This is a genomic window from Nonomuraea sp. NPDC049725, from assembly GCF_040674795.1.
Classification (GTDB): domain Bacteria; phylum Actinomycetota; class Actinomycetes; order Streptosporangiales; family Streptosporangiaceae; genus Nonomuraea; species Nonomuraea ceibae.
This window is the reverse complement of record NZ_JBFANJ010000009.1, coordinates 73,572-99,690: the sequence shown is the minus strand read 5'-3', so window position 1 is coordinate 99,690 and position 26,119 is coordinate 73,572. Positions and strand designations below refer to the sequence as shown.

General features: G+C 71.6%; 26 protein-coding genes. 9 read left to right on the top strand and 17 right to left on the bottom strand.

Translation table 11 applies throughout. From position 1 onward, the window contains the following. Positions 1–161: 161 nt before the first annotated feature. Positions 162–593 carry a GNAT family N-acetyltransferase gene (locus AB0J53_RS23875; protein ID WP_364175850.1) on the top strand — a complete coding sequence of 144 codons (432 nt, stop codon included), beginning with the start codon at positions 162–164 and terminating at the stop codon, positions 591–593. On the opposite strand, the gene AB0J53_RS23870 is transcribed toward AB0J53_RS23875, so the two are convergent. From AB0J53_RS23870 to AB0J53_RS23860, 3 genes are read right to left on the bottom strand one after another with little or no spacing between them, the layout of a single operon-like run. After that, entirely contained in the window at positions 581–1,489 is a 909-nt protein-coding gene (locus AB0J53_RS23870) for an aldo/keto reductase (RefSeq protein WP_364175848.1), read from the bottom strand. The genes AB0J53_RS23875 and AB0J53_RS23870 overlap by 13 nt on opposite strands. Continuing rightward, on the bottom strand, positions 1,486–2,238 hold the full coding sequence (locus AB0J53_RS23865; RefSeq protein WP_364175845.1) for an SDR family oxidoreductase: 753 nt from the start codon (positions 2,236–2,238) through the stop codon (positions 1,486–1,488). Before AB0J53_RS23865 ends, AB0J53_RS23870 begins: the two co-directional genes overlap by 4 nt. After that, positions 2,235–3,533: an L-fuconate dehydratase gene (locus tag AB0J53_RS23860; protein ID WP_364175842.1), complete on the bottom strand. Its 1,299-nt coding sequence runs from the start codon at positions 3,531–3,533 to the stop codon at positions 2,235–2,237. The genes AB0J53_RS23865 and AB0J53_RS23860 overlap by 4 nt, the downstream gene beginning before the upstream one ends. A gap of 205 nt (positions 3,534–3,738) precedes the next feature. On the opposite strand from AB0J53_RS23860, the gene AB0J53_RS23855 reads away from it, so the two are divergent. After that, positions 3,739–4,923, top strand: a complete 1,185-nt coding sequence (locus AB0J53_RS23855) for a cytochrome P450 (protein ID WP_364175839.1) — start codon at positions 3,739–3,741, stop codon at positions 4,921–4,923. A gap of 87 nt (positions 4,924–5,010) precedes the next feature. Here AB0J53_RS23855 and AB0J53_RS23850 read toward each other — a convergent pair whose 3' ends face one another. The 6 genes from AB0J53_RS23850 to AB0J53_RS23825 all read right to left on the bottom strand — a co-directional run bounded on the left by AB0J53_RS23850 (position 5,011) and on the right by AB0J53_RS23825 (position 11,331). Continuing rightward, the gene (locus AB0J53_RS23850; protein ID WP_364175836.1) at positions 5,011–6,240 is read right to left on the bottom strand and encodes a CU044_5270 family protein; all 1,230 of its coding nucleotides are present in this window, start codon (positions 6,238–6,240) and stop codon (positions 5,011–5,013) included. Beyond that, complete coding sequence (locus tag AB0J53_RS23845; protein WP_364175833.1) at positions 6,237–6,791, bottom strand: RNA polymerase sigma factor; 555 nt, start codon at positions 6,789–6,791, stop codon at positions 6,237–6,239. Before AB0J53_RS23845 ends, AB0J53_RS23850 begins: the two co-directional genes overlap by 4 nt. A gap of 1,027 nt (positions 6,792–7,818) precedes the next feature. Further along, positions 7,819–8,715 carry a hypothetical protein gene (locus AB0J53_RS23840; protein ID WP_364175830.1) on the bottom strand — a complete coding sequence of 299 codons (897 nt, stop codon included), beginning with the start codon at positions 8,713–8,715 and terminating at the stop codon, positions 7,819–7,821. A gap of 91 nt (positions 8,716–8,806) precedes the next feature. After that, a complete protein-coding gene (locus AB0J53_RS23835; protein ID WP_357590273.1) occupies positions 8,807–9,637 on the bottom strand; it encodes an SRPBCC family protein in 831 nt (276 codons plus the stop codon). Then, positions 9,630–10,187, bottom strand: a complete 558-nt coding sequence (locus AB0J53_RS23830; RefSeq protein ID WP_364175827.1) for a helix-turn-helix domain-containing protein — start codon at positions 10,185–10,187, stop codon at positions 9,630–9,632. The genes AB0J53_RS23835 and AB0J53_RS23830 overlap by 8 nt, the downstream gene beginning before the upstream one ends. A 121-nt stretch (positions 10,188–10,308) precedes the next feature. Further along, on the bottom strand, positions 10,309–11,331 hold the full coding sequence (locus AB0J53_RS23825) for a GDP-mannose 4,6-dehydratase (protein ID WP_364175824.1): 1,023 nt from the start codon (positions 11,329–11,331) through the stop codon (positions 10,309–10,311). A 240-nt stretch (positions 11,332–11,571) separates the two neighbouring features. On the opposite strand from AB0J53_RS23825, the gene AB0J53_RS23820 reads away from it, so the two are divergent. The 4 genes from AB0J53_RS23820 to AB0J53_RS23805 all read left to right on the top strand — a co-directional run bounded on the left by AB0J53_RS23820 (position 11,572) and on the right by AB0J53_RS23805 (position 15,726). After that, the gene (locus AB0J53_RS23820) at positions 11,572–12,816 is read left to right on the top strand and encodes a glycosyltransferase family 4 protein (RefSeq protein WP_219500928.1); all 1,245 of its coding nucleotides are present in this window, start codon (positions 11,572–11,574) and stop codon (positions 12,814–12,816) included. Between the two features lie 21 nt (positions 12,817–12,837). Then, positions 12,838–13,554 (top strand): class I SAM-dependent methyltransferase, encoded by a 717-nt coding sequence (locus AB0J53_RS23815; protein WP_219500925.1) that lies wholly within the window; start codon positions 12,838–12,840, stop codon positions 13,552–13,554. Beyond that, positions 13,551–14,591, top strand: coding sequence for a prenyltransferase (locus AB0J53_RS23810; protein WP_364175820.1), 1,041 nt, complete (start codon positions 13,551–13,553; stop codon positions 14,589–14,591). Before AB0J53_RS23815 ends, AB0J53_RS23810 begins: the two co-directional genes overlap by 4 nt. A gap of 226 nt (positions 14,592–14,817) precedes the next feature. Continuing rightward, complete coding sequence (locus tag AB0J53_RS23805; protein WP_364175817.1) at positions 14,818–15,726, top strand: DUF1702 family protein; 909 nt, start codon at positions 14,818–14,820, stop codon at positions 15,724–15,726. Here the strand turns inward: AB0J53_RS23805 and AB0J53_RS23800 are convergent. Beyond that, entirely contained in the window at positions 15,723–16,352 is a 630-nt protein-coding gene (locus tag AB0J53_RS23800) for a class I SAM-dependent methyltransferase (RefSeq protein WP_364176452.1), read from the bottom strand. The genes AB0J53_RS23805 and AB0J53_RS23800 overlap by 4 nt on opposite strands. 84 nt (positions 16,353–16,436) lie before the next feature. On the opposite strand from AB0J53_RS23800, the gene AB0J53_RS23795 reads away from it, so the two are divergent. From AB0J53_RS23795 to AB0J53_RS23785, 3 genes are read left to right on the top strand one after another with little or no spacing between them, the layout of a single operon-like run. After that, positions 16,437–16,883 (top strand): pyridoxamine 5'-phosphate oxidase family protein, encoded by a 447-nt coding sequence (locus tag AB0J53_RS23795; RefSeq protein ID WP_364175814.1) that lies wholly within the window; start codon positions 16,437–16,439, stop codon positions 16,881–16,883. After that, the gene (locus tag AB0J53_RS23790; protein ID WP_219500917.1) at positions 16,880–17,071 is read left to right on the top strand and encodes a ferredoxin; all 192 of its coding nucleotides are present in this window, start codon (positions 16,880–16,882) and stop codon (positions 17,069–17,071) included. The genes AB0J53_RS23795 and AB0J53_RS23790 overlap by 4 nt, the downstream gene beginning before the upstream one ends. A 20-nt stretch (positions 17,072–17,091) precedes the next feature. Then, positions 17,092–18,177 (top strand): zinc-binding dehydrogenase, encoded by a 1,086-nt coding sequence (locus AB0J53_RS23785; RefSeq protein ID WP_364175811.1) that lies wholly within the window; start codon positions 17,092–17,094, stop codon positions 18,175–18,177. 3 nt (positions 18,178–18,180) lie between these two features. Here AB0J53_RS23785 and AB0J53_RS23780 read toward each other — a convergent pair whose 3' ends face one another. The 7 genes from AB0J53_RS23780 to AB0J53_RS23750 all read right to left on the bottom strand — a co-directional run bounded on the left by AB0J53_RS23780 (position 18,181) and on the right by AB0J53_RS23750 (position 26,110). After that, positions 18,181–18,693 (bottom strand): DinB family protein, encoded by a 513-nt coding sequence (locus AB0J53_RS23780; RefSeq protein WP_364175808.1) that lies wholly within the window; start codon positions 18,691–18,693, stop codon positions 18,181–18,183. A gap of 18 nt (positions 18,694–18,711) precedes the next feature. After that, the gene (locus AB0J53_RS23775) at positions 18,712–20,091 is read right to left on the bottom strand and encodes a DNRLRE domain-containing protein (RefSeq protein WP_364175806.1); all 1,380 of its coding nucleotides are present in this window, start codon (positions 20,089–20,091) and stop codon (positions 18,712–18,714) included. 296 nt (positions 20,092–20,387) lie between these two features. Continuing rightward, complete coding sequence (locus AB0J53_RS23770; RefSeq protein WP_049566011.1) at positions 20,388–21,392, bottom strand: sugar phosphate isomerase/epimerase family protein; 1,005 nt, start codon at positions 21,390–21,392, stop codon at positions 20,388–20,390. After that, entirely contained in the window at positions 21,389–22,540 is a 1,152-nt protein-coding gene (locus tag AB0J53_RS23765) for a Gfo/Idh/MocA family oxidoreductase (protein ID WP_219500913.1), read from the bottom strand. Before AB0J53_RS23765 ends, AB0J53_RS23770 begins: the two co-directional genes overlap by 4 nt. Before the next feature lie 11 nt (positions 22,541–22,551). Then, positions 22,552–23,607 carry an ABC transporter substrate-binding protein gene (locus AB0J53_RS23760; protein ID WP_219500911.1) on the bottom strand — a complete coding sequence of 352 codons (1,056 nt, stop codon included), beginning with the start codon at positions 23,605–23,607 and terminating at the stop codon, positions 22,552–22,554. Next, entirely contained in the window at positions 23,604–24,623 is a 1,020-nt protein-coding gene (locus AB0J53_RS23755; RefSeq protein ID WP_246644110.1) for an ABC transporter permease, read from the bottom strand. The genes AB0J53_RS23760 and AB0J53_RS23755 overlap by 4 nt, the downstream gene beginning before the upstream one ends. Continuing rightward, positions 24,623–26,110 carry a sugar ABC transporter ATP-binding protein gene (locus AB0J53_RS23750; protein ID WP_364175800.1) on the bottom strand — a complete coding sequence of 496 codons (1,488 nt, stop codon included), beginning with the start codon at positions 26,108–26,110 and terminating at the stop codon, positions 24,623–24,625. Before AB0J53_RS23750 ends, AB0J53_RS23755 begins: the two co-directional genes overlap by 1 nt. Positions 26,111–26,119 lie beyond the last annotated feature (9 nt).

Below are 26,119 nucleotides of genomic sequence, written 5' to 3'. Positions count from 1 at the left end.
GCAGCGGTGATCCGGAGCTCTCACTCGTGACAGGAACGGCGAAAGGCCACCGGACGACCGGTGGCTAGTGTCTTGACGCCTCTGGGCTGGACATGCCGGGCAACCTAGCAGGGCCGCCCCGGTGGGGCCAACCGGTTTTTCGGATGGGCGATACTCGCCAGATGCTGATTTCCGAAATATCGCCCGACAGAGCCCTCTTCGAGGTGCAGCGTGCCGCCTATGCCGTCGAGGCGGAGCTCATCGGCGACGACCGCATCCCGCCCCTGCGCGAAAGCCTGGACGACCTGCTGGCCCAGCCACTGCGCTGGCTCGGCGCGCTGGACGGGGAGCGGCTGCTGGGGGCGATCGCCTGGACGGAGAGCGACGAGGAGGTGGACGTGGACCGGCTCGTGGTCGATCCGGCGGCGCACCGGCGCGGCATCGGCCGGGCCCTGGTCACCGAGGTCATCGCCAGGGCGGGCGAGCGGCGGATCGTGGTGTCGACCGGGCGGGACAACGTACCGGCCCGGACTCTGTACGAGAAGCTGGGATTCGTCCTGAAGAGTGAGTTCGAGCCGATCCCCGGGCTGTGGGTCGTCGGCTACGCGCGCTGAAGGTCCGCCCACAGGGCGTCCGGCACCGGGCGCCGCCACAGGGCGGCGTTGGCGCGCACCTCCTCCGGCGAGCGCGCGCCCAGCACCACGGCGGCGACCGCCGGGTGGCGCAGCGGGAAGGCCATCGCCGCCTGCGGCAGCGTCACCCCGTGCGCCTCGCACACGCGGGCCAGCCGGGTGGCGCGGGCGACCAGCCCGGCCGGGGCGGGCCGGTAGTCGTAGGCGCCCGACGGGGTGTGGGTCGCCAGCAGGCCGCTGTTGAAGACGCCCGCCGCCAGCACCCGGGTGCCGCGCGCCGCGCACTCCTCCAGCAGCGGCAGCCCCGACCGGTCGAGCAGCGTGTAGCGGCCGGCCAGCATCACCACGTCCACGTCCGTCTCCCGGACGAACCGCAGCGGCGCCCGCCACTGGTTCATGCCGACGCCGACGGCCTTGACCACGCCCTGGGCGCGCAGCTCGGCCAGCGCCGGGTACGCCTCGTCGAGCGCCTGCTCCAGGTGGTCGTCCGGGTCGTGGACGAGCGCCAGATCCACGTACGGGAGTCCGAGCCTGGACAGGGAGTCGTCCAGGGAGCGCAGCACGCCGTCACGCGAGAAGTCCCACCGCCGCTCGAAGGCGGCGGGGACGTCGAAGCCCTCGTCGTCGACGCCGCCACGGCCGGACGGGACGAGCAGGCGGCCGACCTTGGTCGACAGCACGTAGCCGGTGCGGCCCGCCAGCGCGGCGCCGAGGCGGCGCTCCGACAGGCCGAGCCCGTAGTGCGGCGCGGTGTCGAACAGGCGCACGCCGCTGTCCCACGCGGCCTCGACCGTGGCCCGCGCCTGCTCGTCACCGACCGCCTCGTACAGGTTGCCGATGGGCGCGGCGCCGAACCCGAACCGCGGCAGCTCGATCACCTGAACTCCTGGACCGGCCCGCCGGGCCGGAGCCGCAGCCCCTGCATGCCGCCGTCGACCGCGAGCGCCGTCCCGGTGGTGGCGCCGGCGTCCGGGCCCGCCAGGTACGCGATCGCCGCCGCGACCTCCTCCGCGCTGACCAGGCGGCCCATCGGCTGCCTGGCGCGCAGCGCCGCCCGTTCCGCCTCGGGGTCGTCGGCGGCGTCGAGCAGCCGGGCGACCCACGGCGTGTCGGCGGTGCCCGGGTTGACGCAGTTGACCCGGATGCCCTCGCGGACGTGGTCGGCCGCCATGGCGAGGGTCAGCGACTGCACCGCGCCCTTGGTCGCGCTGTAGAGGGCGCGGCCCGGCAGCCCGGCGGTGGCCGCCACGGAGCACGTGTTGACGATCGAGGCGTGCGCCGACCGGCGCAGGTACGGCAGCGCCGCGCGGGCCACCCGGACCATGCCGAACACGTTGACGTCGAACACCCGCCGCCACTCGGCGTCGTCGTTGTCCTCGACCGTGCCCTGCGCGCCGATGCCCGCGTTGTTGACCAGGATGTCGATGCCGCCCAGGCGCTCGGCCGCCTCCGTGACGGCCCGGCGTACCTGCTCGTCGTCGGTCACGTCGGCCTTGACGCCGACGAACGGCTCGCCGGGCGGGTCCAGGTCCAGGCAGGCGACGCGCATGCCGCGCCCGGCTAACAGGGTGGCGGTGGCCAGGCCGATGCCTGAGCCGCCTCCGGTGACGACGGCTTTGAGCGTCATGCGTCCCTCCAGACCGCGCCGCCCGGGTAGGTGTGGGCGGCGACCGACTCGGCGTGCATCGCGGCGCTGAACCCGGGCGCCGCAGGGGCCCCGTAGCGGCCGTTCTCGATCACCACCGGGTCGGTGAAGTGCTCGTGCAGGTGGTCCACGTACTCGATCACCCGCCCGTCCAGGGTGCCGCTGACGGCCACGTAGTCGAACATGGCCAGGTGCTGCACCAGCTCGCACAGCCCGACGCCGCCCGCGTGCGGGCACACCGGCACGCCGAACCTGGCCGCGAGCAGCAGGATCGCGAGGTTCTCCGGCAGCCCGCCGACCCGGGCGGCGTCGATCTGCAGGTAGGAGATCGCGCCGGCCTGGAGGAGCTGCTTGAACACGATCCGGTTCTGGACGTGCTCGCCGGTGGCGACCGGTACGGGGCTGACGCCCTCGGCGATCGCCGCGTGGCCGAGCACGTCGTCAGGGCTGGTCGGCTCCTCGACCCAGTGCGGGGCGTACGGCTTGAGCGCGGTCACCCAGTCGATGGCCGTCCCGACGTCCCAGCGCTGGTTGGCGTCGATCGCGATGGGGAAGTCCGGGCCGCACACCTCGCGGGCCACCTTGAGCCGGCGCACGTCGTCGGCCAGGTCGGCGCCGACCTTGAGCTTGATCTGGCCGAAGCCCTGGTCGAGGGCCTCCCGGCAGAGGCGGCGCAGCTTGTCGTCGGGGTAGCCGAGCCAGCCGGGCGAGGTGGTGTAGGCGGGGTAGCCGTCGGCCTGGAGGCGGGCGATCCGCTCAGCCTTCCCCTTTTCCGCCTTTTTCAGGATTTCGAGTGCTTGGCCGGGTGTCAGGGCGTCGCTGAGATAGCGGAAGTCGATCAGCGCGACGATCTCCTCGGGCGGCATCTCCGACAGCAGCAGCCACACCGGCCTGCCCGCCCGCCTGGCCTTCAGGTCCCACAGCGCGTTGACCACGGCGGAGATCGCCATGTGCATGACGCCCTTCTCCGGCCCCAGCCAGCGAAGCTGCGAGTCGTAGACCATCTCCCTGTAGAGCGCGCCCAGGTCCTCGGCGTCCCGGCCGATCACGTACGGCCTGAGCGCGCCGATCGCCGCCGTCTGCACGTCGTTGCCGCGCCCGATCGTGAACGCGAACCCGTGCCCCTCGAACCCGTCGTCCGTCCGCAGCACCACGTAGGCGGCCGAGTAATCAGGGTCGGGGTTCATCGCGTCGGAGCCGTCCAGCTCCCGCGAGGTGGGGAAGCGCACGTCGTGCGTCTCCATCCCGACGATCCGGTACGAGCCTCCCGCGCCCATGCCACCCCGCACTCATCGGATGTCTGTATCGCCATGCTGATCCCGTCCTCGGACACTGTCAAGGACCGGACCGTCAGCTTCCGTGAGACATCGGATCATCGCCTCCCCGTGCCGCACCCGCTCCTTGACGGTCGTACAGTGCCGTAATAGAACACGTTTCAGTACGGCTTTCCTGTACCAAGCGCTTGATAAGAGGGTGAACCGGGTGCACATCGACCTTGTCGACCAGGACCGCTACGCCACCGCAGGACCGCCCCACGAGCAGTTCGCCTGGCTGCGCGCCCACGACCCCGTGCACTGGCACGAGGGCGAACCGGGCTTCTGGGCCGTCACCCGTCACGAGGACGTCGTGCACGTGTCGCGGCACTCCGACCTGTTCTCCTCGTCGCGACGGCTGGTCCTGTTCAACGAGATGCCCGAGGAACAGCGGGCACTGCAACGCCTGATGATGCTCAACCAGGACCCGCCCGACCACACCCGGCGCCGCTCGCTCGTCAACCGCGGCTTCACCCCCCGGACCATCGGCGCCCTCGAACAGCACATCCGCGACATCTGCGACGACCTGCTCGACAAGTGCGGCACCGAAGCGGACTTCGTCACCGAAGTCGCCGCGCCCCTCCCGCTCTACGTCATCTGCGAGCTCCTCGGCGCCCCCGTCACCGACCGCGACAAGCTCTTCAGCTGGTCCAACCGCATGATCGGCGCCCAGGACCCCGACTACGCCGACACCCCCGAAGAAGGCGCCGCCGCCGCGGCCGAGGTCTACGCCTACGCCAACCAGCTCGCCGCCCAGCGCCGCGCCAACCCCAAGGACGACATCGTCACCAAGCTCATCCAGCCGGACGACAGCGGCGAGACCCTCGACGAGAACGAGTTCGACCTGTTCGTCCTCCTCCTCGTCGTCGCCGGCAACGAGACCACCCGCAACGCGGCCTCCGGCGGCATGCTCGCCCTCTTCGACCACCCCGACCAGTGGAACCGCCTCGTCGCCGACCCCACGCTCGCCCGCACCGCCGCCGACGAGATCGTCCGCTGGGTCTCCCCCGTCAACCTCTTCCGCCGCACCTCCACCGCCGACCAGATGCTCGGCGACCGGCAGATCAAGGAAGACGACAAGGTCGTGGTCTTCTACTCCTCCGCCAACCGCGACACCGCCGTCTTCCCCGACGCCGAGACGTTCGACATCGGCCGCGACCCCAACCCGCACATCGGCTTCGGCGGCGGCGGCGCCCACTTCTGCCTCGGCAACCACCTCGCCAAGCTGGAGCTCCGCATCCTCTTCGAGCAGCTCGCCCGCCGCTACCCCCGCCTCACCCGGACCGGCGAAGCCCGCCGCCTGCGCTCGAACTTCATCAACGGCATCAAGGAACTCCCGGTCAAACTCGCCTAACCGGCCGGAACACGGCCGCCGCCCGGAGAGGCGGGCCCGAGCCCGCCCCTCCCTTCAGGGTGCCCTCAACCGATCAAGGGTCCGGCCTCAGTCCCGCCGCGCGGGCAGGCCCGGCCGCTCGTCCGTCCAGCCGATCGCCTGGAACGAGGTGGAGTGGCGCAACTCCACCTGCCGCCCGTCGGCGAGATCGGTGGTGTGCCTCCGCACCTCGGCAAGGAGCAGCCCGCTGCCCGGATCCACCACGAGCTGAACCCGGGCGAACACGCCCGGCTCGATCTCCTCCCGGTAGCCGAGCGCCTGCCCGCGCCGCCCCTGCGGGTCCGTCACCTCCCCCTCGGCCCGGATACCGGGCAGAGACGCCAGGATCCGGTACGCGGACGCGCGCACCTCGGGCGACGCCGGCAGCTGGCTGATGATCTCCACACAGTCGCGCAGGAGGATGTGCGCCCTCGCCTCCTTCACGTCCATCCCGGATCCGGCCAGATCCAGCCGGCCGATGCCCTCTTCCAGGTAGCTCCGGAGCTTCCCGGGGTCGCTCGGCAGCGCCCGTACCTGCTTCCAGGTCAGCGGCCCCCCGATCAGGTGACCGGCCGTGCCCTTCCACTTGCCGTACAGCCGTTCGGCGGACCGCTCCCCCGCCGCCGTCCTCAGCGGCCGGGACGGGACGGAGAACAGGTTGTCCGTCCTCATGTCCTCGGTATATCGCCAGCTCGCGGGCGCCCCCGCGGCCCGCCACGCCTGCTCGTCCCGCGCGGTCGCGGGCTTGACCCCGAGATCCTGCCGGATGCGCCAGCTCCGCAGCTCCGGCCGTACCGCCAGCCACGTCTCCAGGGACCGGCTGCCCTCCAGCATGTAACCGCGCGTGGGATCGGGCAGCATCCACCGTGAGACGGTCGTGGTGCGCCAGTAGTCACCACTCGCCGGAGCCCGCTCCGTGGCGACGGCCGCGGCCAGCAGGATCTGCTGAGCGGTCGATCCGCCCGCCGGAGCCGACAGCGACGCACTCGGCTGCGGCATGCCCGGCTGGGACTCGCCCGGGTGGAACGCGCCCGGCTGGGACTCGCCCGGCTGCGGCACGACGGAGATCGTGCCGCCGGACAGCATCGCGGGGACCACGACCCCCGCCGCCACGGCGGCCGCGGCCACGCCGAGCAGCGCGCGGCCGGGAGCGCGCAGACGCCGCCGCCGCTGTTCGGGCACGCGCTCCAGCGACACGACCTCGGCCAGCAGCGCGTCCGCCCCCGGAGTGGACACCCGGCCGGCCAGCTCCTCGTCCAGCACGCGCGCCCGGCCCTTGAAGATCTCGTCGTTGTTCACCCTGACTCCTTCTCGATGAGCGTCCGCGACACGAACCCGGCGGCCGACGGGCGGGTCTTCTCCAGGGCCTTGGCGAAGCGCTTGCGGGCCCGGTGCAGGCGGATCCGGACGGCGTTGCGGGAACAGCCCAGCACCGTGGCGATCTCGCCGGGGTCGAGCTCCTCCCAGAGCGCCAGGGCCAGCAGTTCCCGATCACCGTCGGCCAGCATGCCCATCGCCTCGGCCACGCCGTCATGCCCACCGGACGGGTGGACGGGCGGGGCGTAGAGGCGTTCGAGCTCGGCGGTCAGCTCGGTGTGCCGGGTCAGCCTGCGCCGCTCGCTGCGGCGATGATTGGCCAGAACCCGGCGGGCCACGCCGTACAGCCACAGCCTGCCCGCCTCGCCGTCGGGCAACTCGCTCATCCGCCGCCAGGCGACCACATAGGTCTCGGCCACGACATCGGCGGCATCCTCCGGCGAGGCGCACCGCCGCACGGCATACCCGAGGATCTGCTCATACGTTCGCCGGTACACCGCCTCGAACCGGGACCGGTCGTCTCGTTCACTCACGCGTCATCCTCGTCAGGCCTTCCGAACGCTGCTGGCTTCCACCCCCTACGTGTCCGCGCGAACCACCAGAATTTCACCCACCCCCGCCCCACCCGCCTCACCCCACCCGACCACCCCCACAACCCGGGTGACCCCCGAGCCAAGGGCCCGCGAGCCGAACCCGCCCCACCGCACCGGCCGACCAACCCGGGGGGCGTACGGAGACGGGCTCTGGAACGACGGGGCCTGGGAAAGGCGGGCCCTGAGAGCGGGCCTGGAGGGTGAGACCCGGTGGATGCGGCCCCGAAGGCCGCAGCCGGGCACCGGGCCTGCCGACCGGCCCTGAGGGTGGGACCCTACCGACCCTCTGGGGCCCTGCCCACCAGCCCTGGACACGGGGCCTGGGGAGGGCGCCCGCGCCGCCCTGGGACGGGGGCCTGGGCACGGCCCCTTGGGGACGGCTCAGCGGGCCGCCAGGTTGGGGCGGGCTTGGAGCGCCGGCCCCAGGGGGCACCGCCCCGGGACGCAGACCGGAGGGCGCGGACCCGAGACGCGGACCCAGGGCGCGAGCACAGGGAGCGGGCCCCCCAAAGTGCCGGCCCCGAGGGCGGGACCTGAGGGCCGCACCCGCGCACTGGCCCCCGGGAGTGCCGGGGCCTGAGGAGCGGCGGGCGGCGGCGCCTACGCGGCGGAGGGTCCGAAGGTCCGAAGGTCTCGAGGCACCGGGGGGCCGGAGCCGGAAAGGGGCTGAAGGCCGAAGGGGGGCTGAAGGCCGGAGAGGGGCTGAAGGCCGGAGAGGGGCTGAAGGCCGGAGAGGGGCTGAGGGGCCGGAGGGCGGGCGTTCAGGGAGGAAAAACGGTGCGGCCATCGCGGGGAGACCTTCGGACAGCAGCGGTAGGACGAAGGAAGGAGGGGGCGATGGCCGCAGTCACATTGTGACGCCTGGGGGTGGCCCCGCGAAGCCGTTCAGCCATATTGACCTGCGAATATTCCCTGCGGCGGTGGTGAACGGGCGGCATTGGCGGGGTTTGCCCCGGCGCAACCGGCGTCAGTCCCGACGGGGGGTGTAGTAGCGGCGGCGTTGGTGGGGCAGGGCGGGGCGGCGGCGGAGGGCGCGGATGCGGGACAGGATGCGGATCGTCTCGTCGGGGGTGGGCCGCCAGCCTCGTTCGATGAGGGCGTTGGCGACGTTCTCCAGCAGGTCGGCGCTGTGGGCGGGGATGACGTCGCGGCCGACGACGATGATGCGCCAGCCGTGGTGGCGGAGCTCGTCGCGCCGGGTCTCGTCGTGGCGCCGGTCGGCCGGGGTGGTGTGGTGGGCGCGGCCGTCGTACTCGACGGCGAGCCGGTGCGGCTCCCAGCCGAGGTCGAGGTAGGCGTTGCGGCCTTCGGGGAGGGGGACGCGGATCTGGGTGGCGGGTCTGGGGAGGCCGCCGTCGACGAGGATGACCCGCAGCCAGCTCTCCCTGGGTGAGGCGGCGCCCCGGTCGGTGAGGGAGAGCAGGTCGTGGACGCGGTCGGACGGGGAGCGCCGCCACACGGCGTCGAGGTCGACCCCGGCGCGCAGGAACCGGTCCAGCAGGGCGACGGCGTCGAGCCTGGGCAGGTGGGCGGCGCAGTCGAGGGCGGTGCGCTCCGGGGTGGTGACGCGGACGCCGTCGTGCTCGGTGATGTCGCGGGCGGGCAGGCGGGTCACGTGGGTGACGCAGCCGGGGATGGCCACGTGGGCAGGGGCGATGACCTCGACGGGCCAGGCCGCCTCGGGGGTGGCGGTGCTCAGCGGGTGCAGGCCCCAGATGTGCGCGGCCGTCTGGCGGCACGCCACGGCCCTGGGGACGGCACGGGTGACGCGGCGGGCGCGGTCGAGCAGGGATCCGGCGCCCGTACGAGGGACGGTGCCGGCGTCCGTACGGAAGGGAGAGGGGCGGGGGCCAGGGGCGTTCACGGGCACCATGATGGGCCGGACCAGGACGCCCCCCGAGGCCAGAACGCGGTTCTGTGGACAACCCCGGGAGGCAACCTCCAGGCCCAGACCGTCAGCTCACCCAGAGGGGCTGCCAGGCGGGGATCTCGTGGTAGCGGCGCAGTTCGGCGAGCCCCGACAGGTTGCCCGCCCAGGCGGCGTACGGCGGCCGGTCGAAGCCGCTCTGCACCATCGTCAGCCGGGTCCGCCCCTCGCTGCCCTCCAGCTCCCAGGAGCTGATCCCCACGGGCCCCCAGTCGACGGTGAGGCGCTGCTCCGGCTCCAGCTCCAGGACCTTGGCCGGGTGCGGGTCGTTGTCGAATCCGCCCATGGCGTAGCGCCCGCCGACGTGCGGCTCGATCTCGATCGGGTAGCCGAACCAGCGCGTGACGGCCTCGCTGTCGATCAGCGACTCGAACACCGCCGACGGCGCGGCGTCGATCGTCACGGTGGCGCGCAGGTCGTCGGAGGTGAAGTCGACCTTGGGCGTGAGCTCGCGGCCCTCGAAGTGCTCGGCCAGGTTGGCCAGCGCGAGGCACCAGTAGGTCTGGAGCACGCCCCGGATGCTGCTCTCCGTCATGGCCTCGCGGTAGTCGAAGTGGGTCTGCGAGACGGTGACGATCGTGCTGTCGGGCGTCTCCTCCTCGACGGACAGCTCGGCCGTGGTCTCGACGCCGTCGAGGGTCCAGGCGACGCGTACGGTGTCGTCGTCGGCGTGGAGCAGGCGCTGGTGGGGCGCGTCGCCCTCGGGCGTGTGGCGCCCCCAGAAGGCGTAGCGCTCGGGCAGTGAGACCTCGGCGTGCTCGGCCAGCCACACGCGCAGCAGCGCCGGATCGGTCAGGGCGTTGCGGACCTCCTTGACCGGGGCCTGGACTCGGGCACGGAGGATCATCGGCTCACTCATCGTCGTCTTCCTTGGGATAGCAGGCCACGACGAGCTTGAAGGCGTCGCCTTCGGCTCCGCCGTAGCGGGTGAAAAGGTCTCGCAGGGTGTTCTGGAGGTCGTTGAGGAATTCCTGCCGGTTCTCTGGACGTACGCGGATCTCGCCCGACAGGCCGATCGACGGGAGCTCCGGAGCGGACCTGTCGAGGGCGGCGATGTCGGCCTGGACCTCCTCCATCAGGTCGAGGAGGTGGCCGAGGCTCAGCTCGTCGCGGGCCTTGGCCAGGCCGATGCGGCCGACCAGGCGCGGCGACAGCCAGTAGGAGCGGGCGCCGGCCTGGTAGATGCCTTCGTTGATGCCCCGGACCTTGCGCTCCGACACCAGGTCGACCAGCCCGGCGTCGACGAGGCGTTTGACGTGGTAGTAGACCCGCTGAGGCGTCTGGCCGAGCCGGGCGGCGACCTCGGTGCAGGTGCGCGGCTCGGCGAGTTGCCGCAGCACTTCCACGCGCTGCGGCTTGAGCAGGGCCTCGGCCTGCTCGATCGCTTCCAGGTACAGGACGTCTCTCATTGCAAAAATCACTCTTTACGTAAAAAACTTGCTTGTCAATAGGGCGCGCGGAGCGCGGGGTGGTTCCGGGGGCACTACGGCCACAGGGCGCGCGGAAGCGCCGGGCGGTTCCGGGAGGGCACTACGGCCAGGAACTCTCCTGGTCCGGGTCGCCGCCGTCGGTCAGCAGCCGCAGGTCGGACTCGACCATCATGGCCACGAGCTCGTCGAACGAGACCGTCGGCTCCCAGCCGAGCTGCACCCGGGCCTTCTTCGGGTCGGCGCAGAGCAGGTCCACCTCGGCGGGGCGGTGCAGGGAGCTGTCGGTGACGACGTAGCGCTCCCAGTCGAGCCCGGCCGCCGCGAACGCCGCCTCGGCCAGCTCGCGCACCGACTTCATGTGGCCGGTGCCGATGACGTAGTCCTCGGGCGTGCCTGCCTGCAGCATCAGGTGCATGGCCCGGACGTAGTCGCCGGCGAAACCCCAGTCGCGCCGGGCCTCCAGGTTGCCCAGGCGCAGCTCGGCGGCGAGGCCGAGCTTGATCCGCGCCACGCCGAGCGAGACCTTGCGGGTGACGAACTCGGCGCCGCGGCGCGGCGACTCGTGGTTGAACAGGATGCCGGAGACGGCGAACATGCCGTAGGACTCGCGGTAGTTCTGCGTGAGGAAGTGGCCGTACGTCTTGGCCACGCCGTAGGGCGAGCGCGGGTGGAAGGCGGTGGCCTCGTTCTGCGGCGTCTCGGCGACCTGGCCGAACATCTCGGAGGACGAAGCCTGATAAAAGCGGATCTGTCCGGAGCCCCGCGACCCTCGCGACACGCCCGAGCACACCCGGATCGCCTCCAGCATGCGCAGCACGCCCATCCCGGTGACCTCGGCGGTCAGCTCGGCCTGCTCCCAGGACATCGGCACGAACGAGATCGCGCCCAGGTTGTAGACCTCGTCGGGCTGAACGCGTTCCACCGCCGAGATGAGCGAACCCTGGTCGAGCAGGTCGCCGCGCACCACCTGGACGTCGGCCAGCAGCTTGCGGATCCGCGACAGCCGCGGGTTGGCCTGGCCGCGAGCCAGCCCCCACACCTCGTATCCCTGGCCGAGCAGGTGCTCCGCCAAGTAGGAACCGTCCTGGCCGGTGATGCCGGTGATCAGAGCGCGCCTGGCCAACGGGTCCTCCAACTGTGCCGCCGCATCCATTCGGATGGAATGTACTGCCATGCCCATGACCGCTCACCTAGAACACGTTCCACCGAACCACGCTCGGTCACGGCAACGTCGCAGTTCGCACGGCCTGTCGAAGCCGTTGTGAACAATTCCAGATGACCTACCGAATGGTAGCCTTCTCGGACTAAGGTCATCTTTCACGGTACACGCCCTTCCACAGGGCCTACCGGGCAGGAGAAAGGGGTGTCCGTGAGCGACTCGCTGCGGATCGCGCTGCTGTCCTACCGCAGCAAGCCCACCTGTGGTGGCCAAGGCGTGTACCTCCGCCACCTGACACGCGAGCTGGTGGCGCTCGGCCACCACGTCGAGGTGTTCTCCGGACCGCCCTACCCCGAGCTGGACGAGGGCGTCATCCTGCGCGAGGTGCCCAGCCTCGACCTCTACCGCGACGAGGACCCGTTCCGCACGCCGAAGCTCGCCGAGTACCGCGACTGGATCGACGTGCTGGAGGTCGGCACCATGTGGACGGCCGGCTTCCCCGAGCCGCTGACGTTCACGCTGCGCGCCCACCGCGAGCTGAAGAAGCGCGTCGGCGACTTCGACGTCGTCCAGGACAACCAGACGCTCGGCTACGGCCTGCTCGGCATCCAGAAGCTGTTCCCGGTGGTCGGCACCATCCACCACCCGATCAGCGTCGACCGGCGCATCGAGCTGGAGGCGGCCAAGGGCGCCAAGAAGCTGACCATGCGCCGCTGGTACGGGTTCGTAAAGATGCAGGCCAAGGTCGCGCCCCGGCTGAACCCGATCCTGACCGTCAGCGAGTCGTCGCTGGCCGACATCCACCGCGACTTCAACGTGCCGCAGGCCAACATGCGCCTGATCCCGCTCGGCGTCGACACCCGCTACTTCCACCCACGCCCGGACAAGCCCCGGCGCAAGGGCTCGATCGTGGCCGTGGCCAGCGCCGACTCCCCGATGAAGGGCGTCTCGACGCTGCTGCGGGCGGTCGCCAAGCTCGCCACCGAGCGCGACGTCAACCTGACCGTCGTCAGCAAGCCGACCCCCGGCGGGCCGACCGAGCAGCTCGTGAAGGAGCTGTCGCTGGAGGACCGGGTCCGGTTCCTGCACGGCATCTCCGACGACGAGCTGGGCGAGCTGATCGCCACCTCGGAGATCTCGGTCGTGCCGTCGCTGTACGAGGGCTTCTCGCTGCCGGCCGTCGAGCACATGGCGTGCGCCACGCCGCTGGTCGCCAGCCGTACCGGGGCGCTGCCCGAGGTGGTCGGCGACGCCGCCGTGCAGGTGACGCCGGGCGACCCGGAGGAGCTGGCCGCCGTGCTGCGCCGCCTGCACGACTCGCCCGAGGAGCGCGAGCGCGTCGGCAAGGCCGGCTACGACCGGGTCATGGAGCGCTACACCTGGACCGTCGTCGCGAAGAAGACCGTCGAGGCCTACCGCGAGGCCATCGCGGCCCGTCGTACCCGCTGACCTGCAAGGGAGATTCGCCCAGTGCTCACCGTGGACTTCGACCGCCTGCCCGTCGGGCCCGGCGTGCGCGTGCTCGACCTCGGCTGCGGCGGCGGGAGGCACGCCTTCGAGGTGTTGCGCCGCGGCGCCGACGTGGTCGCGTTCGACATGGACCAGGCCGAGCTCGACAGCGTGGCGGCCATGTTCGTGGCCATGGACAAGGCGGGCGAGGTGCCGCTGGGGGCCTCCGGCGAGACCGTCCAGGGCACCGCGCTGGACATGCCGTTCGAGGACGGCGGGTTCGACCGGGTCATCGCGGCCGAGGTGCTGGAGCACATCCCCGACGACATGGCGGCCATGCGGGAGATCTTCCGGGTGCTCAAGCCGGGCGGCACCGCCGCGATCACCGTGCCGAGCTTCCTGCCCGAGCGGATCTGCTGGGCGCTGGACGAGGACTACCACACGGCCCCCGGCGGGCACGTGCGCATCTACACGCTGGCGGAGCTGTCGGCCAAGCTGAAGGCCACCGGGTTCGTCATCGGCCCGCACCACCACGCCCACGGCCTGCACGCGCCCTACTGGTGGATCAAGTGCGCGGTCGGCGTCAACAACGACGACCACCCGCTCGCCAAGGCGTACCACGAGCTGCTGGTGTGGGACATCATGAAGCGCCCGGCCGCCACCCGCATCGCCGAGGCCCTGCTCAACCCGGTCATCGGCAAGAGCGTCGTGCTCTACGTCAGGAAGCCCGAGGCGTGATCCCGCGCGAGCGGGTCGTCCGCACGGCCGAGAGCATCGCGGCGATCCAGCAGGACGACGGCGGCGTGCCGTGGCCGGAGGGGCACGTCGACGCGTGGAACCACGTCGAGTGCCTGATGGCCATGACGGTGGCCGGGCTCGCCGGGCCGGTCGCGCGCGGCTACGACTGGCTGGCGCGCCACCAGCGCGAGGACGGCTCGTGGCCGATGAAGGTCACCGGCGGCGCGGCCGTCGAGCACGGCGGCGAGTCCAACCACGCCGCGTACGTCGCGGTCGGGCTCTGGCACCACCTGCTCGTGAACGGCGACGAGGACTTCGCGCGGGAGCGCTGGCCGATGGTCAAGGCCGCGCTCGACTACGTGGCCGGGCTGCAGACCGGGCGCGGCGAGATCGTGTGGGAGCGCGACGCGCACGGCCGGGCGGCCGACTACGCGCTGCTGACCGGCTGCTCCTCGATCCACCAGGGCCTGCGCTGCGGGGTGCGGCTCGGCGACCGGCTGGGCGACCCGCAGCCGCACTGGGAGCTGGCCGCCGACCGGCTGGCGCACGTGCTGGCCGCCCACCCCGAGGCGTTCGCCGACAAGAGCCGCTTCTCGATGGACTGGTACTACCCGGTGCTCGGCGGCGCGGTGCGCGGCGCGCAGGCGATGGAGCTGCTGGAGCGGGAGTGGGGCACGTTCGTGGTGCCGGGGCTCGGCATCCGCTGCGTGTCGGACCAGCCGTGGGTGACCGGGGCGGAGACGTGCGAGCTGGTGCTGGCGCTGGACGCGGTCGGCGACCGTGACCGGGCCGCGGCGCTGTTCGCCGACATGCAGCACCTGCGGCACGAGGACGGCTCGTACTGGACGGGCTGGCAGTTCGCCAACCGCAAGCACTTCCCGCACGAGCGGTCCGGCTACACGGCCGCCGCCGTCGTGCTCGCCGCCGACGCCCTGTCGGGCCTCACGGGCGGCTCGGGCCTCTTCCGCGACGTCGCCGCCACCTCGCCCGCGCCCGTGCGCGCCGACGTCTGCGGCTGCACCCCCGCCCGCGCCTGACTTCCCCGTACGAGCCGCGTTCCGAGGCCGCAAGGGGTTTTGCCGATCCTTTGCCCGGACAAGCCGAGCGGTTGCGGGCAATGGCGTATTGCGGTTACTAGGTTCGTGGGTGGCCGTACGAGGCGTCTTCGGGGGAAGCGTGGGCGACACGGGCACAACAACGTTCTTGGAGCAGGTCGGGACCGAGCCGACGCCGGCGCAGGTGCGCGGGTGGCGGAGGTATCTGATGAGGGATGCCTGCGAATCCGATCTGAGCAGGCGGAGGTTCCGGCTGACGCGGGGACCTTCCCGGACGGTCATCGAGAATGCCGAAAAGTCATATGTCTTCGGCTTCAATGCCGTTATTTCGGAGGAAATCGAGAAGATCGAGGATCTGCCGCACGACCAGCGGGCCTTCGCCTACGAAGGCGCCGGGGCCGCGTGCGCGGTGCTCGATCTGATCACACTGACCCGGGGCCGGCGCCTTCGCGAGCTACTGGCCGGCCCCGCCGCACATCACCCGTTCGCCGCCCACCTGGGCGCGGGCCGGGGCTACGCGCTGCTGCGGCTGCGCCCGGTCCGCGCCGGACGCCGGGCGCACCCGCTGCTGCGCTGGCTGGCCGTCGACGGGTTCGGGTTCGGGTGGAGCATGGCCAGGGCGGACCGGATGGTGGGCGAGCGGGCCATGCCCGACCTGCTGTCCCGGGCCCACTGCGCGCTCTTCGACCAGGGGCTCGGCAGGCTGCTGTGGTATCACGACTGCGCCTCGCCCGACGACGTGGCCGCGAGGGTGGCCTCGTACCCGGCGATCCGGCGGGCGGCGCTGTGGAGCGGCGTCGGCTTCGCGGCGGCCTACACGGGCGGCGCGGAGGCCGACGAGCTGTGGTGGCTCACCGACCACGCGGGCGCCGACGGCTTCCGCCCGCACCTGGCGCAGGGCTGCGCGTTCGCGGTGGCCGCCAGGGCGCAGGCGGGCCCGCTGCCCGACCATGTGGCGCAGGCGGTGCCGATCCTCACCGGCGGCGAGCCCGAGGAGGCCGCCGCGTGGGCCGACACCGCGCTGATGATCCTGGGCCACGATCCGCACACCCACGAGGACTACCAGGCCTGGCAGGCGCACACGCGCCGCCTCTGGGCGCGCCGCCACCAGGTCTAGATCCCGTCGGCCACCCGCTCCAGGACCCGCAGCGAGCCCTCGGCGCGCACCTCGGTGAACGCGCCGGACTCCAGCGCGCGCCGGTAGACGCGGTAGGGCGCCTGCCCGCCGTCGGCCGGGTCGGGGTAGACGTCGTGGAAGACCAGGGCGCCGCCGATCACCACGTGCGGCGCCCAGCCCTCGTAGTCGCGGGTCACCGGCTCCTCGGAGTGGCCGCCGTCGATGAACAGCATGCCCAGCGGCGTGGCCCAGAGCGCGGCCACCCGCTCGGACCCGCCGACGATCGCGATCACCTCGTCCTCCAGCCCGGCGGCCGCGATCGTGGCGCGGAAGGTGGGCAGCGAGTCCATCTTGCCGAAGCGCAGGTCGACGAGCGTGGGGTCGTGGTGGGCCCAGCCGGGCTGGATCTCCTCCGAGCCCCGGTGGTGGTCGACGGTGACGACCACGGACCCGGTCTGCCGGGCCGCCGCGCCGAGGTAGACGGCCGACTTGCCGCAGTAGGTGCCGATCTCGCAGATCGGCCCGCGCGGGCCGTAGACGCAGGCCGTCTCGAACAGCGCCAGGCCCTCCTGCGACGGCATGAATCCCTTGGCGTGCTCGGCTGCGTAACGCAGCGCGGGGGGCATCGTCATAGCCCTGCACCCTAGTCGAACCGAACAACATTCCGTCGCCCTCTTGCCCGGCATAATGCAACCTGTTCTACTGGCAGCGTGAATCAGCGCGCTCGCATCGCGATGCCGGACGACGAGGTCACCGCGTTGCTGGAGGGGGCCAGGAAGCTGCAACTGGCGACCATCAACCCCGACGGCACCCCGCACCTGGTGACCATGTTCTACGGGCTCGACGGCAAGGGCCGGATCACCTTCTGGACGTACGCCAAGTCGCAGAAGGCCCGCAACCTGGCGCGCGACCGCCGGGTGAGCTGCCTGATCGAGGCCGGCGAGGAGTACGCCGAGCTGCGCGGGGTCCTGATCTACGGCGAGGCCGTGCGGCTGGACGACCCGATGGAGGTCGGCATGGCCGTCGCCCGCAGGACGACCCCGGGCGTGGCGGACGACCTCCTGCGCCCCTATGTCGAGCAGACCGGCCGGAAACGGTTCGCGTACGCCGTGGAGCCCGGCAAAGTGGTCTCATGGGATCACCGGAGGCTCACATGAAGATCAACGTCGACTACCTGGTCTGCGAGGCCAACGCCGTGTGCATGGGGCTCGCGCCAGAGGTGTTCGAGGTGGACGACAACGACGAACTCCACGTCCTGCTGCCCGAACCGCCCCCCGAGATGCTGGACCGCGTGCGTCACGCGGTGCGGTCCTGTCCCAAAGCCGCACTTTCCCTAGAGGAATAGCCTGACAGGAGGAATCCCCCATGCGCGCCGCGCTTCTGCACGCCGTAGGCGATGACAAGCTCGAGATCCGCGACGACGTGACCCTGGCCCCGGTGGGCCCGGCGGACGTCCGGGTGCGGATCCGGGCGACGGGCGTCTGCCATTCGGACCTGTCGGCCATGTCAGGCGTGCTGCCGCAGCCCGTGCCGCTCGTCCCCGGCCACGAGGGCGCGGGCGAGGTGGTGGAGGTCGGCGCCCACGTCACCTCGGTCGCCCCGGGCGACCACGTGGTGATCAGCTGGCGCCCCGCCTGCCAGGAGTGCGACCTGTGCCTGGGCGGCCAGCCGTTCCTCTGCCCGAAGTACATGATCGAGTCGTTCACCAAGGGCAACTTCCGGTTCGGCGGCGACACCACGGCCTTCGGCATGGCCGGCTGCGGCACCTGGGCCGAGGAGATCGTGGTGCCCTGGCAGGGCGCCATCAAGATCGACCCGGAGGTGCCGTGGGAGGCGGCGGCGCTGATCGGCTGCGGCATCACGACCGGCGTCGGGGCCGTGGTCAACACCGCCAAGGTGCGGCCCGGCTCCACGGTCGTGGTGATCGGCTGCGGCGGCGTCGGCCTGTCGGTCATCCAGGGCGCGCGGGTGTCCGGCGCCAGGACGATCCTGGCCGTCGACCCGCTGGAGTCCAAGCACGAGCTGGCCAGGAAGGTCGGCGCGACCCACGCGGTCACCCCGGAGGGCGTCCCCGGCGCGCTGGCCGAGCTCACCGGCGGCCAGGGCTTCGACTACGGCTTCGAGGTCGTCGGCAAGGCCGCCACGATCCAGAGCGCCTGGCAGCTCACCCGGCAGGGCGGCGACGTCGTCGTGGTGGGCGCGGGCGCCACGGACGACATGGTGTCGATCTCCGCCTTCAGCCTGCTGTTCGAGGGCAAGAACCTGCTGTCCAGCCTGTACGGCGAGGCCGACGTGCGGCACGACTTCCCCTACTTCGCCAAGCTCTACAAGGCCGCGCAGCTCGACCTGGAGTCGATGATCAGCTCGCGGATCCGGCTGGCCGACCTCAACGACGCCGTGGCCGCGCTGCGGGGCGGCGAGGTGCTGCGCCAGATCGTGGTGATGGACTGACGCTCAGCGGTGCGCCCACAGGTCGCGCAGCAGCGCGACCTCGGCGCCGTGGTGGATGACCTCCCGGTTGATGTGGAGCACCAGGGTGGCCAGCGGCCGGTCGGCGTACGGGCCCTCCGAGGGGCCGACGGGCCGCGCCAGGTCGCGCGGCCCGAGCGAGCGCACGCCGCTCGACCAGCGCTCGTACGCCTCGTCGAGCTGCTCCAGCGCGCCCGCCGCCGTCGTCGCGTACGGGAACGTGCCGTAGTCGACGGCGGGGCCGCCGAACTGGGCGGCGGTGCGGGCGCCGAGGACGCCGACGATGACGTGGGCCAGCCGCCAGGCGATCGTGGTGACGGGCGCGGGCTCCGGCGGCGGGTAGGCCGTGTCGATGACGCCGTCACGGATGCTCCAGGAGCCGGGGGCCGGCTCCCAGAGATACTCCTCGTCGCTCAGGCCGTCGAGGCGGGGGCGGAGCTGCCTGGTCCAGTGCCAGGAGAGCTGCTCGTGCAGCTCGGCGGTCCAGTCGAGATCCATCCCCCCGTCCTACCCGATCTAGCGCCAGTAGACGACCGCCAGCGTGGGCGGCTTGACGCCCTGCTCCTTGTTCTCGGAGGCGGCGAACGCCCGCCAGTTCGTGGCCTCGCTCTCGTCGGCGCCGCGCAGCTGGATGCCGTGGTTGGGGGCGCCCTTGGCCCACGCCTGCGCGATGCCGGTCACGCCCCACGTCAGGAACCCGGGGCCGCCGGCGCAGGGCTCGGTCCAGGTGCGGCCGAGTCCTGCACGCGCGGTGGAGGAGCCCTCCTTGACCGTGGGGGGCTTGTTGTCCCAGTTGAGGTTGTTCTCGTCCCACGGGCCGGTGACGCGCTCGGCGGTGAGGCCGGAGCCGACGCGCAGGCCGCAGGCGTTGGTCTCGACGTTCCACATGCCGAGGCCCGCCCACAGCACCCGCTTGCCGGTGAACGCGCTGGTGTCGAACTTGACCAGGCTGCGCATCACGTCGCCGCCCTGGCCGTTCTCCCACGGCATGGTGCCCGCGATGATCATCGCGTCGCCGGGGTGCGAGGCCCAGGAGGTGGCCACGTCGGTGTCGACCTCCACGCCGGGCAGCGTGATCGTCGGGTCGACGGTCACCGGGTAGACCCGCTCCGGGTCCGACAGGAACTCCGCGTCCGGCGTGAGCACCAGGACCTTGGCGCCGTTCTCGGTCCGCACGGCGGCCTCGACCGGGGCGATGGCGTCGCCGCGCGGCTTGCCGCGCCCACTGGCGTCCCACATCACCGGCTTGGCGCCGGCCGCGACGACCTCGCCGGCGTCGCTCCTGAGCTCCAGCCGCCCGTCGGCGGCCTCGCCCAGCTCCACCCCTTCGGTCCGTACGGGGATCCGCAGCTCGATCGGCCCGGACGGCTTCGTACGGAGGACCACGTCGTGCCGGAAGCCCGTCGGCAGGACGGTCACCACCAGGTCGGCGCCCGGCCCGGCGGCGTCGGCGAACGTGGCGACGTTGCCCGCGACCTCGGGCGCGGGCAGCGCCTGCGGCCACTGGAGGGAGAACTTCCGCCCCTGCTCGTCGACCATCGCGGCCAGCGGGCCCTCGCCGCCGGCGGACACGGTGACGTCGGCCTTGGCGGCCTTCGGCTTGAGCACGCCGCCCTCGGCGACGAGCGTGGTGTCGATCGGCACCCACCGGTCGCCCTGCTTCACGTTGGACGGGCCGGAGGTGATGGTGGCGGTGAGGGTGCCGTCGGGGTTGGCGACGGTGGTGCTGTTCGCGTCGGTCAGGCTCGGCACGGGCACGGCCTGGCCGGTCTTGGCCGCCTGCGCGGAGGCGGCCTCCACGGCGGTGGGCGGCTCGGCCGCGTGAGCGGCGGGAACCCCCGAGAGAGCGGTTACGGCGGCGACCCCGAGCGCCAGTTTGCCGACAGTGCTCTTCATGACGGTGCGCAAATGGTTTCCTCACGTCAAGTGCCTGGCGACGTGCGACCGCGGAGGGGCGTAGTACGGTGTCACGCCCCTCCGTCCCCTGATCGCACGGCGTCACAGAAGTATCACGACCGCATATCAGGGTGAAATAGGAAAAAGAGAATGCGACCTAGATCACAAAGCGCTGAGTTACCGATTTAAGCGCACCGTCATAAAAAGGTTGGTGTTTAAAGCACTTTTTCCGAAATATCCATAAAAAGCACGGGCCGCGCCCCCGTACTGGACGCGGCCCGTGCAGGGAGAGGTCGTCAGCCCGACGAGAACGCCGCGTCGAACGCCGTCGCCGGCGGCGTGATCGCGTTGAGGTCACGGATGTAGGCCAGCGCCTCCCTGGCGCCGTCCAGCCGGTCCATGCCCGCGTCCTCCCACTCGATCGAGATCGGGCCCGCGTAACCGATCGAGTTGAGCGCCCGGAAGCAGTCCTCCCACGGCACGTCACCCCGGCCCGTCGAGACGAAGTCCCAGCCCCGGCGCATGTCCGCCCACGGCATGTGCGACGACAGCCGGCCCCGGCGGCCGTCCCCCACGCGCATCCGCGTGTCCTTGCAGTCGACGTGATAGATGCGGTCGGCGAAGTCCAGGATGAACGCCACCGGATCGAGGTCCTGCCACACCATGTGCGACGGGTCCCAGTTCAGGCCGAAGGCGGGCCGGTGGCCGATCGCCTCCAGCGTGCGGACCGTCGTGTAGTAGTCGTAGGCGATCTCGCTCGGGTGGATCTCGTGCGCGAACCGCACCCCCACCTCGTCGAACACGTCCAGGATCGGGTTCCAGCGGTCGGCGAAGTCCTGGTAGCCCGCGTCCACCATCGACGCCGGCACCGGCGGGAACATCGCCACCGTGTGCCAGATCGACGAGCCGGTGAAGCCCACCACCGTGTCGACCCCCAGCAGCGCGGCGGCCCGCGCGGTGTTCTTCAGATCCTCGGCCGCCGCCTGGCGCACCGACTCCGGATCGCCCGACCCCCAGATCCGGGCCGGCAGGATCGCCTTGTGCCGCTCGTCGATCGGATGGTCGCAGACGGCCTGGCCCACCAGGTGGTTGGAGATCGTCCACACCTTGAGGCCGTGCTTGTCGAGCTGGGCGCGCTTCTGCTCCACGTACGACGGGTCGGCGACCGCCTGCGCCACGTCGAAGTGGTCACCCGAGCAGGCGATCTCCAGGCCGTCGTAGCCCCACTCGGCGGCCAGCCTGCACACCTCCTCGAACGGCAGGTCGGCCCACTGACCGGTGAACAGCGTGATGGGTCTCATGAGTCCTCCACAGCGGTGAAACGGCTCCCGTCGGCCGCGCTCCGCTCGACCGCCGCGAGCACGCGCTGCACCCGCAGCCCGTCGGCGAACGACGGCGAAGGGTCGCGCCCCTCGGCGATCGCCTCCAGGAAGTCCTTGATCTCGTGCGTGAACGTGTGCTCGTAGCCGAGCCCGTGACCCGGCGGCCACCAGGCTCCGACGTACGGATGGTCGGGCTCGGTCACGAGGATGCGCTCGAAGCCCCGGCCGCCCTCGCTGAACCACAGCTCGTTCATCGACTCGAAGTCGAAGGCGAGGCTGCCGAGCGAGCCGTTGATCTCGATGCGCAACGCGTTCTTGCGGCCCGTGGCGAACCGGGTGGCCTCGTACGAGCCCACCGCCCCTCCCGACAGCCGCGCGGTGAACAGGGCGGCGTCGTCCACCGTGACCGTCCCCCGGCCCGAGCCGCCCCCGGCCGACAGGCCCGACGACGACTCCGGCAGCGGCCGTTCCTTGACGAAGGTCTCCATCAGCGCGGACACCCCGACGATGTGCTGCCCGCTGATGAACTGCGTGGCGTCGATGATGTGCGCGCCGATGTCGCCGAGCGCGCCCGAGCCCGCCTTGTCCTTGCGCAGCCGCCACACCAGCGGGAAGTCCGGGTCGACGATCCAGTCCTGCAGATACTGGGCCCGCACGTGCCGGATCTCCCCCAGCCTGCCCTGCTCCACGAGCTGCCTGGCCAGCGCCACCGCCGGGACCCGCCGGTAGTTGAAGGCCACCATGCTGCGCCCCGTCGCCGAGGCGGCCGCCTGCACCATGGCCTCCGCCTCGGCCACCGTGTTGGCCAGCGGCTTCTCGCAGATGACGTGCTTGCCCGCGCGCAGGGCGGCGATCGCGATCTCGGCGTGCGTGTCGCCGGGCGTGCAGATGTCGACCACGTCGACGTCCGCACGCGCGATCACCTCACGCCAGTCGGTCACCGCCTCCGCCCAGCCCAGCTGCTCGGCGGCCGCCTCGGTCGCCTCCTTCGACCGGCCGGCGATCACCCGCATCCGCGGCACGGCCGGCACGTCGAAGAAGGCGGCGACGCTGCGCCAGGCCTGGGAGTGGACGCGGCCCATGAAGGCGTAACCGATCATGCCGACGCCGACGGTTCTTGCTGACATGCAACCCCCGATCAGGATTCGAAGCCGAGGTCCAGATACTTCTCGACGTTCTCCTTGGTAATGGTCTCGGACGCGAGCGTGATGGACTGCGGAACCTGGTTCTCCACGAGGTCACTCATGCCCTTGCCTTGGGCGATCAGGCGCGCCAGTTTGATGGCCGAGGAGGCCATCGTGGGGCTGTAGGTGACCGTGGCCTGCAGCACCGACGTGCCCGACTGGATCTCCCGCATGGCGTTGGCCGACCCCGCGCCGCCCACCATGACGAACTCGTTCCGCCCCGCTTCCTTGATCGCCGCCAGCACGCCGACCCCCTGGTCGTCGTCGTGGTTCCACATCGCGTCGATCTTCTTGTGCGCCTGGAGCAGGCCGGTCGCCACCTGGTTGCCCGTCTCCACGGTGAACTTGGCGTCCTGCTTGGCCGTCACGCTGAACCCGTACGTCTTCAGCGCGTCCTCGAAGCCCTTGCTGCGGTCCTGGGTGAGCGGGAGCGTGGCGATGCCCTGGATCTCCACGATGACCGGGTTCGACACGCCCTTGTCCTTGAGCGCCTTGCCGATGTGGTGACCGGCGGCCACGCCCATGCCGTAGTTGTCGCCGCCGATCCACGTCCGGTAGGCGAGCTTGTCCGGGAAGACGCGGTCGAGGTTGATCACGGGGATGCCGGCCTCGGTCGCGCGCAGCGCGATCTGGTTGAGCTGCTGGCCGTCGTTGGGCAGGATGACCAGCGCGTTCACCTTGGCGGCGATGAGCGACTCGACGGCGGAGATCTGCTGGTTGATGTCGTTGGTCGGCTCGACCGGCTTGAACTCGATGTCGGGATACTGCTTGGCGGTGGCTTCGGCGTTCTTGGCGATGGCGGCGATCCAGCCGTGGTCGGCGGCGGGCGCCGAGAAGCCGATGACGACCTTGTCGCCGGGCTCGTCGTTGCCGCTGGCCGCCGGGGCCGGCTGCGGCGCGGCCGTGGTGGGCGAGGCCGACGGCTCGTTGCTGGTGCAGCCCGCCGCTAAGAGCGCGGCGCCGCCGAGACCGCCGACGAGGAATCCCCTGCGCGCGACGTTGTTGCTCATGGTGCTCTCTCCTTCAGGTTTCGCCGCTGGAGAAGGACGGCGACGACGATGATCAGGCCCTTGGCGATCAGCTGGTCGCTGGTGTTGAGGCCGTTGAGGATGAACAGGTTCGTGATGAGCGTGAAGATGAGCAGGCCCAGGATGGAGCCGATGATCGTGCCGCGGCCGCCGGTGAGCAGGGTGCCGCCGATGATGACGGCGGCGATGGCGTCGAGCTCGTACAGGTCGCCGTGGGTGGACGAGCCTGTGGTCGTGCGCGCCATGATGAGGATGGCGGCGATGCCGCAGCACAGCCCGGACAGGGCGTAGAGGAGCATCGTGTGCCGCCGGACGTCGATGCCGGCGAGCCTGGCGGCCTCCGGGTTGCCGCCGACGGCGTAGGTGCGGCGGCCGAACGTGGTGCGGTTGAGCAGGATCCAGCCGAGCACCACGACCAGCGCGAAGATGTAGACGAGCAGCGGGATGCCGAGGATGCGGGTGGTCGAGAGGGCGGCGATCGCGCCCTCGCCGTCGATGAGCTGGGTCTTGCGGTCCGACATGCGCTGGGCCAGGCCGCGCGCCGCCACCAGCATGGCCAGCGTGGCGATGAACGGCACGAGCCGCCCGTAGGCGATGAGCAGGCCGTTGACCAGCCCGGTGCCGGTGCCGACGAGGATGGCGCAGACGGCCATGACGACGGGCCCGAACTCCTGGGTGGCCACGGTGGTGGCCCAGACGGACGCCAGGGCCATGATCGCGCCCACGGACAGGTCGATGCCGCCGCCGATGATGACGAAGGTGGCGCCGACGGTGATCACGCCGATGGTGGCCGCGAGCGAGAGGATGCTGACGAGGTTGGAGGCGGTGGCGAAGTTCTCCGGCCGGGTGACGAGGCCGACGACGACGAGCAGGCCGAGGGCCACGAGCAGGCCCAGGTGGCGGGCTCCGGTGAGGGAGTTCAGGGTGGCGCGGGCCGGTGGTGGCGCGGCTCCGCCGGTCTCGGGGACCGCCGCGGGCGGTCTTCGGGCGTCGCTCATCAGGCCGCTCTCCCATTCATGATCATGTCGAGCACGCGGTGCTCGTCGAGTTCTCCGGCGGCGGCCTCGTGGATGACCGCGCCTTCGCGCACCACCAGCACGCGGTCGGCCAGGCCGAGCACCTCGGGCACCTCGCTGGACACCAGCAGGACGCCGATGCCCTGGTCGGCCAGGTCGCGGATGACCGCGTACAGCTCCGCCCTGGCGCCCACGTCCACGCCTCTGGTCGGTTCGTCGAGCAGGAGCAGGCGGCGGCTGCCGAGCAGCCAGCGGGCGAGCACCGCCTTCTGCTGGTTGCCGCCGGACAGGGTCTTGACCGGCCGTTCGGGGTCGGGCGGCCGGATGTCGAGCGCTTTGACCAGGCGTTCGGCTTCGGCGCGCTCCCGGGCCCGGTTCATCCAGCCGAACCTGGCGAAGCCCGGCAGGCTGCCCAGCGTGATGTTGGCGGTGACGCTCTGGTCGAGGAGGAGGGCCTGGGCCTTGCGTTCCTCGGGGGCCAGGCCCATGCCGCGGCGGACGCTGGTGACGACGCCGCCGCGGCGTAACCGCTTCCCGGCGAGCACGACGCTGCCGGAGGCGGGACGCGCGCCGTACACCGCCTCGAGGATCTCCGAGCGGCCGGAGCCGACCAGGCCGGCCAGTCCGACGATCTCGCCGGCGCGGACGCTGAAGCTGACGTCGTGGAAGGCGCCGGGCGAGGTCAGGCGCTCGACCTCCAGCACCTGGTCGCCGGGGGGCCGGGCGGCGCGGGGCGGGAAGACGTACTCGACGTTCCTGCCGGTCATCAGCGAGACGATGCGGGAGGTGGGGGTGTCGCGGGCGGGCAGGCCGACGGCGACGGTGCGGCCGTCCTTCAGCACGGTCACGCGGTCGCCGATCTCGCGGATCTCCTCCAGCCGGTGGGAGATGTAGACGACGGCCACGCCCTGGCCGGTGAGCTCGCGGATGATGCGGAAGAGGTTGGCGACCTCGTCGTGGGCGAGGGCGGCCGACGGCTCGTCCATGATGATCAGGCGGGCGTCGTGGGAGAGCGCCCGCGCCATCGAGACGACCTGCTTGGCCGCGGGTGAGAGCCTGCCGACCTCGGTGGAGGGGCGGATCTCGCCGTGGCCGAGACGTTCGAGCACCTGGCGGGCGGCGCGGTGGCCGGCGCCGGTGTTGACGAAGCCGAGGCGGGCGTGCTCGTGGCCGAGGAAGATGTTGTCGGCGACGCTGAGCCCGTCGACCAGGTCGAGCTCCTGGTAGATGGTGGCGAAGCCGAGCCGGATGGCGTCCATCGGGCCTGACGGGCGCACCTGCGCGCCGTTGAACTCCACGGTGCCCTCGTCCGGCTGGTGGACGCCGGCCAGGACCTTGATCAGTGTCGACTTGCCGGCGCCGTTCTGGCCGAGCAGGCAGTGCACCTCGCCCGCCCGCACGTCCAGGTCGACCCCGTCCAGCGCGCGCACGCCGGGGAACTGCTTGACGATCCCCCTCATGACGAGCATCGGGTTCCC

What these genes read in the sequence shown, in the direction of transcription:
- AB0J53_RS23875 (WP_364175850.1), top strand. Translation starts at nt 162, where the DNA reads ATGCTGATTTCCGAAATATCGCCCGACAGAGCCCTCTTCGAGGTGCAG.
- AB0J53_RS23865 (WP_364175845.1), bottom strand. Translation starts at nt 2,238, where the DNA reads ATGACGCTCAAAGCCGTCGTCACCGGAGGCGGCTCAGGCATCGGCCTG.
- AB0J53_RS23860 (WP_364175842.1), bottom strand. Translation starts at nt 3,533, where the DNA reads ATGGGCGCGGGAGGCTCGTACCGGATCGTCGGGATGGAGACGCACGAC.
- AB0J53_RS23835 (WP_357590273.1), bottom strand. Translation starts at nt 9,637, where the DNA reads ATGAGTGAGCCGATGATCCTCCGTGCCCGAGTCCAGGCCCCGGTCAAG.
- AB0J53_RS23830 (WP_364175827.1), bottom strand. Translation starts at nt 10,187, where the DNA reads ATGAGAGACGTCCTGTACCTGGAAGCGATCGAGCAGGCCGAGGCCCTG.
- AB0J53_RS23805 (WP_364175817.1), top strand. Translation starts at nt 14,818, where the DNA reads ATGAGGGATGCCTGCGAATCCGATCTGAGCAGGCGGAGGTTCCGGCTG.
- AB0J53_RS23800 (WP_364176452.1), bottom strand. Translation starts at nt 16,352, where the DNA reads ATGCCCCCCGCGCTGCGTTACGCAGCCGAGCACGCCAAGGGATTCATG.
- AB0J53_RS23790 (WP_219500917.1), top strand. Translation starts at nt 16,880, where the DNA reads ATGAAGATCAACGTCGACTACCTGGTCTGCGAGGCCAACGCCGTGTGC.
- AB0J53_RS23785 (WP_364175811.1), top strand. Translation starts at nt 17,092, where the DNA reads ATGCGCGCCGCGCTTCTGCACGCCGTAGGCGATGACAAGCTCGAGATC.
- AB0J53_RS23780 (WP_364175808.1), bottom strand. Translation starts at nt 18,693, where the DNA reads ATGGATCTCGACTGGACCGCCGAGCTGCACGAGCAGCTCTCCTGGCAC.
- AB0J53_RS23775 (WP_364175806.1), bottom strand. Translation starts at nt 20,091, where the DNA reads ATGAAGAGCACTGTCGGCAAACTGGCGCTCGGGGTCGCCGCCGTAACC.
- AB0J53_RS23770 (WP_049566011.1), bottom strand. Translation starts at nt 21,392, where the DNA reads ATGAGACCCATCACGCTGTTCACCGGTCAGTGGGCCGACCTGCCGTTC.
- AB0J53_RS23765 (WP_219500913.1), bottom strand. Translation starts at nt 22,540, where the DNA reads ATGTCAGCAAGAACCGTCGGCGTCGGCATGATCGGTTACGCCTTCATG.
- AB0J53_RS23760 (WP_219500911.1), bottom strand. Translation starts at nt 23,607, where the DNA reads ATGAGCAACAACGTCGCGCGCAGGGGATTCCTCGTCGGCGGTCTCGGC.
- AB0J53_RS23755 (WP_246644110.1), bottom strand. Translation starts at nt 24,623, where the DNA reads ATGAGCGACGCCCGAAGACCGCCCGCGGCGGTCCCCGAGACCGGCGGA.
- AB0J53_RS23750 (WP_364175800.1), bottom strand. Translation starts at nt 26,110, where the DNA reads ATGCTCGTCATGAGGGGGATCGTCAAGCAGTTCCCCGGCGTGCGCGCG.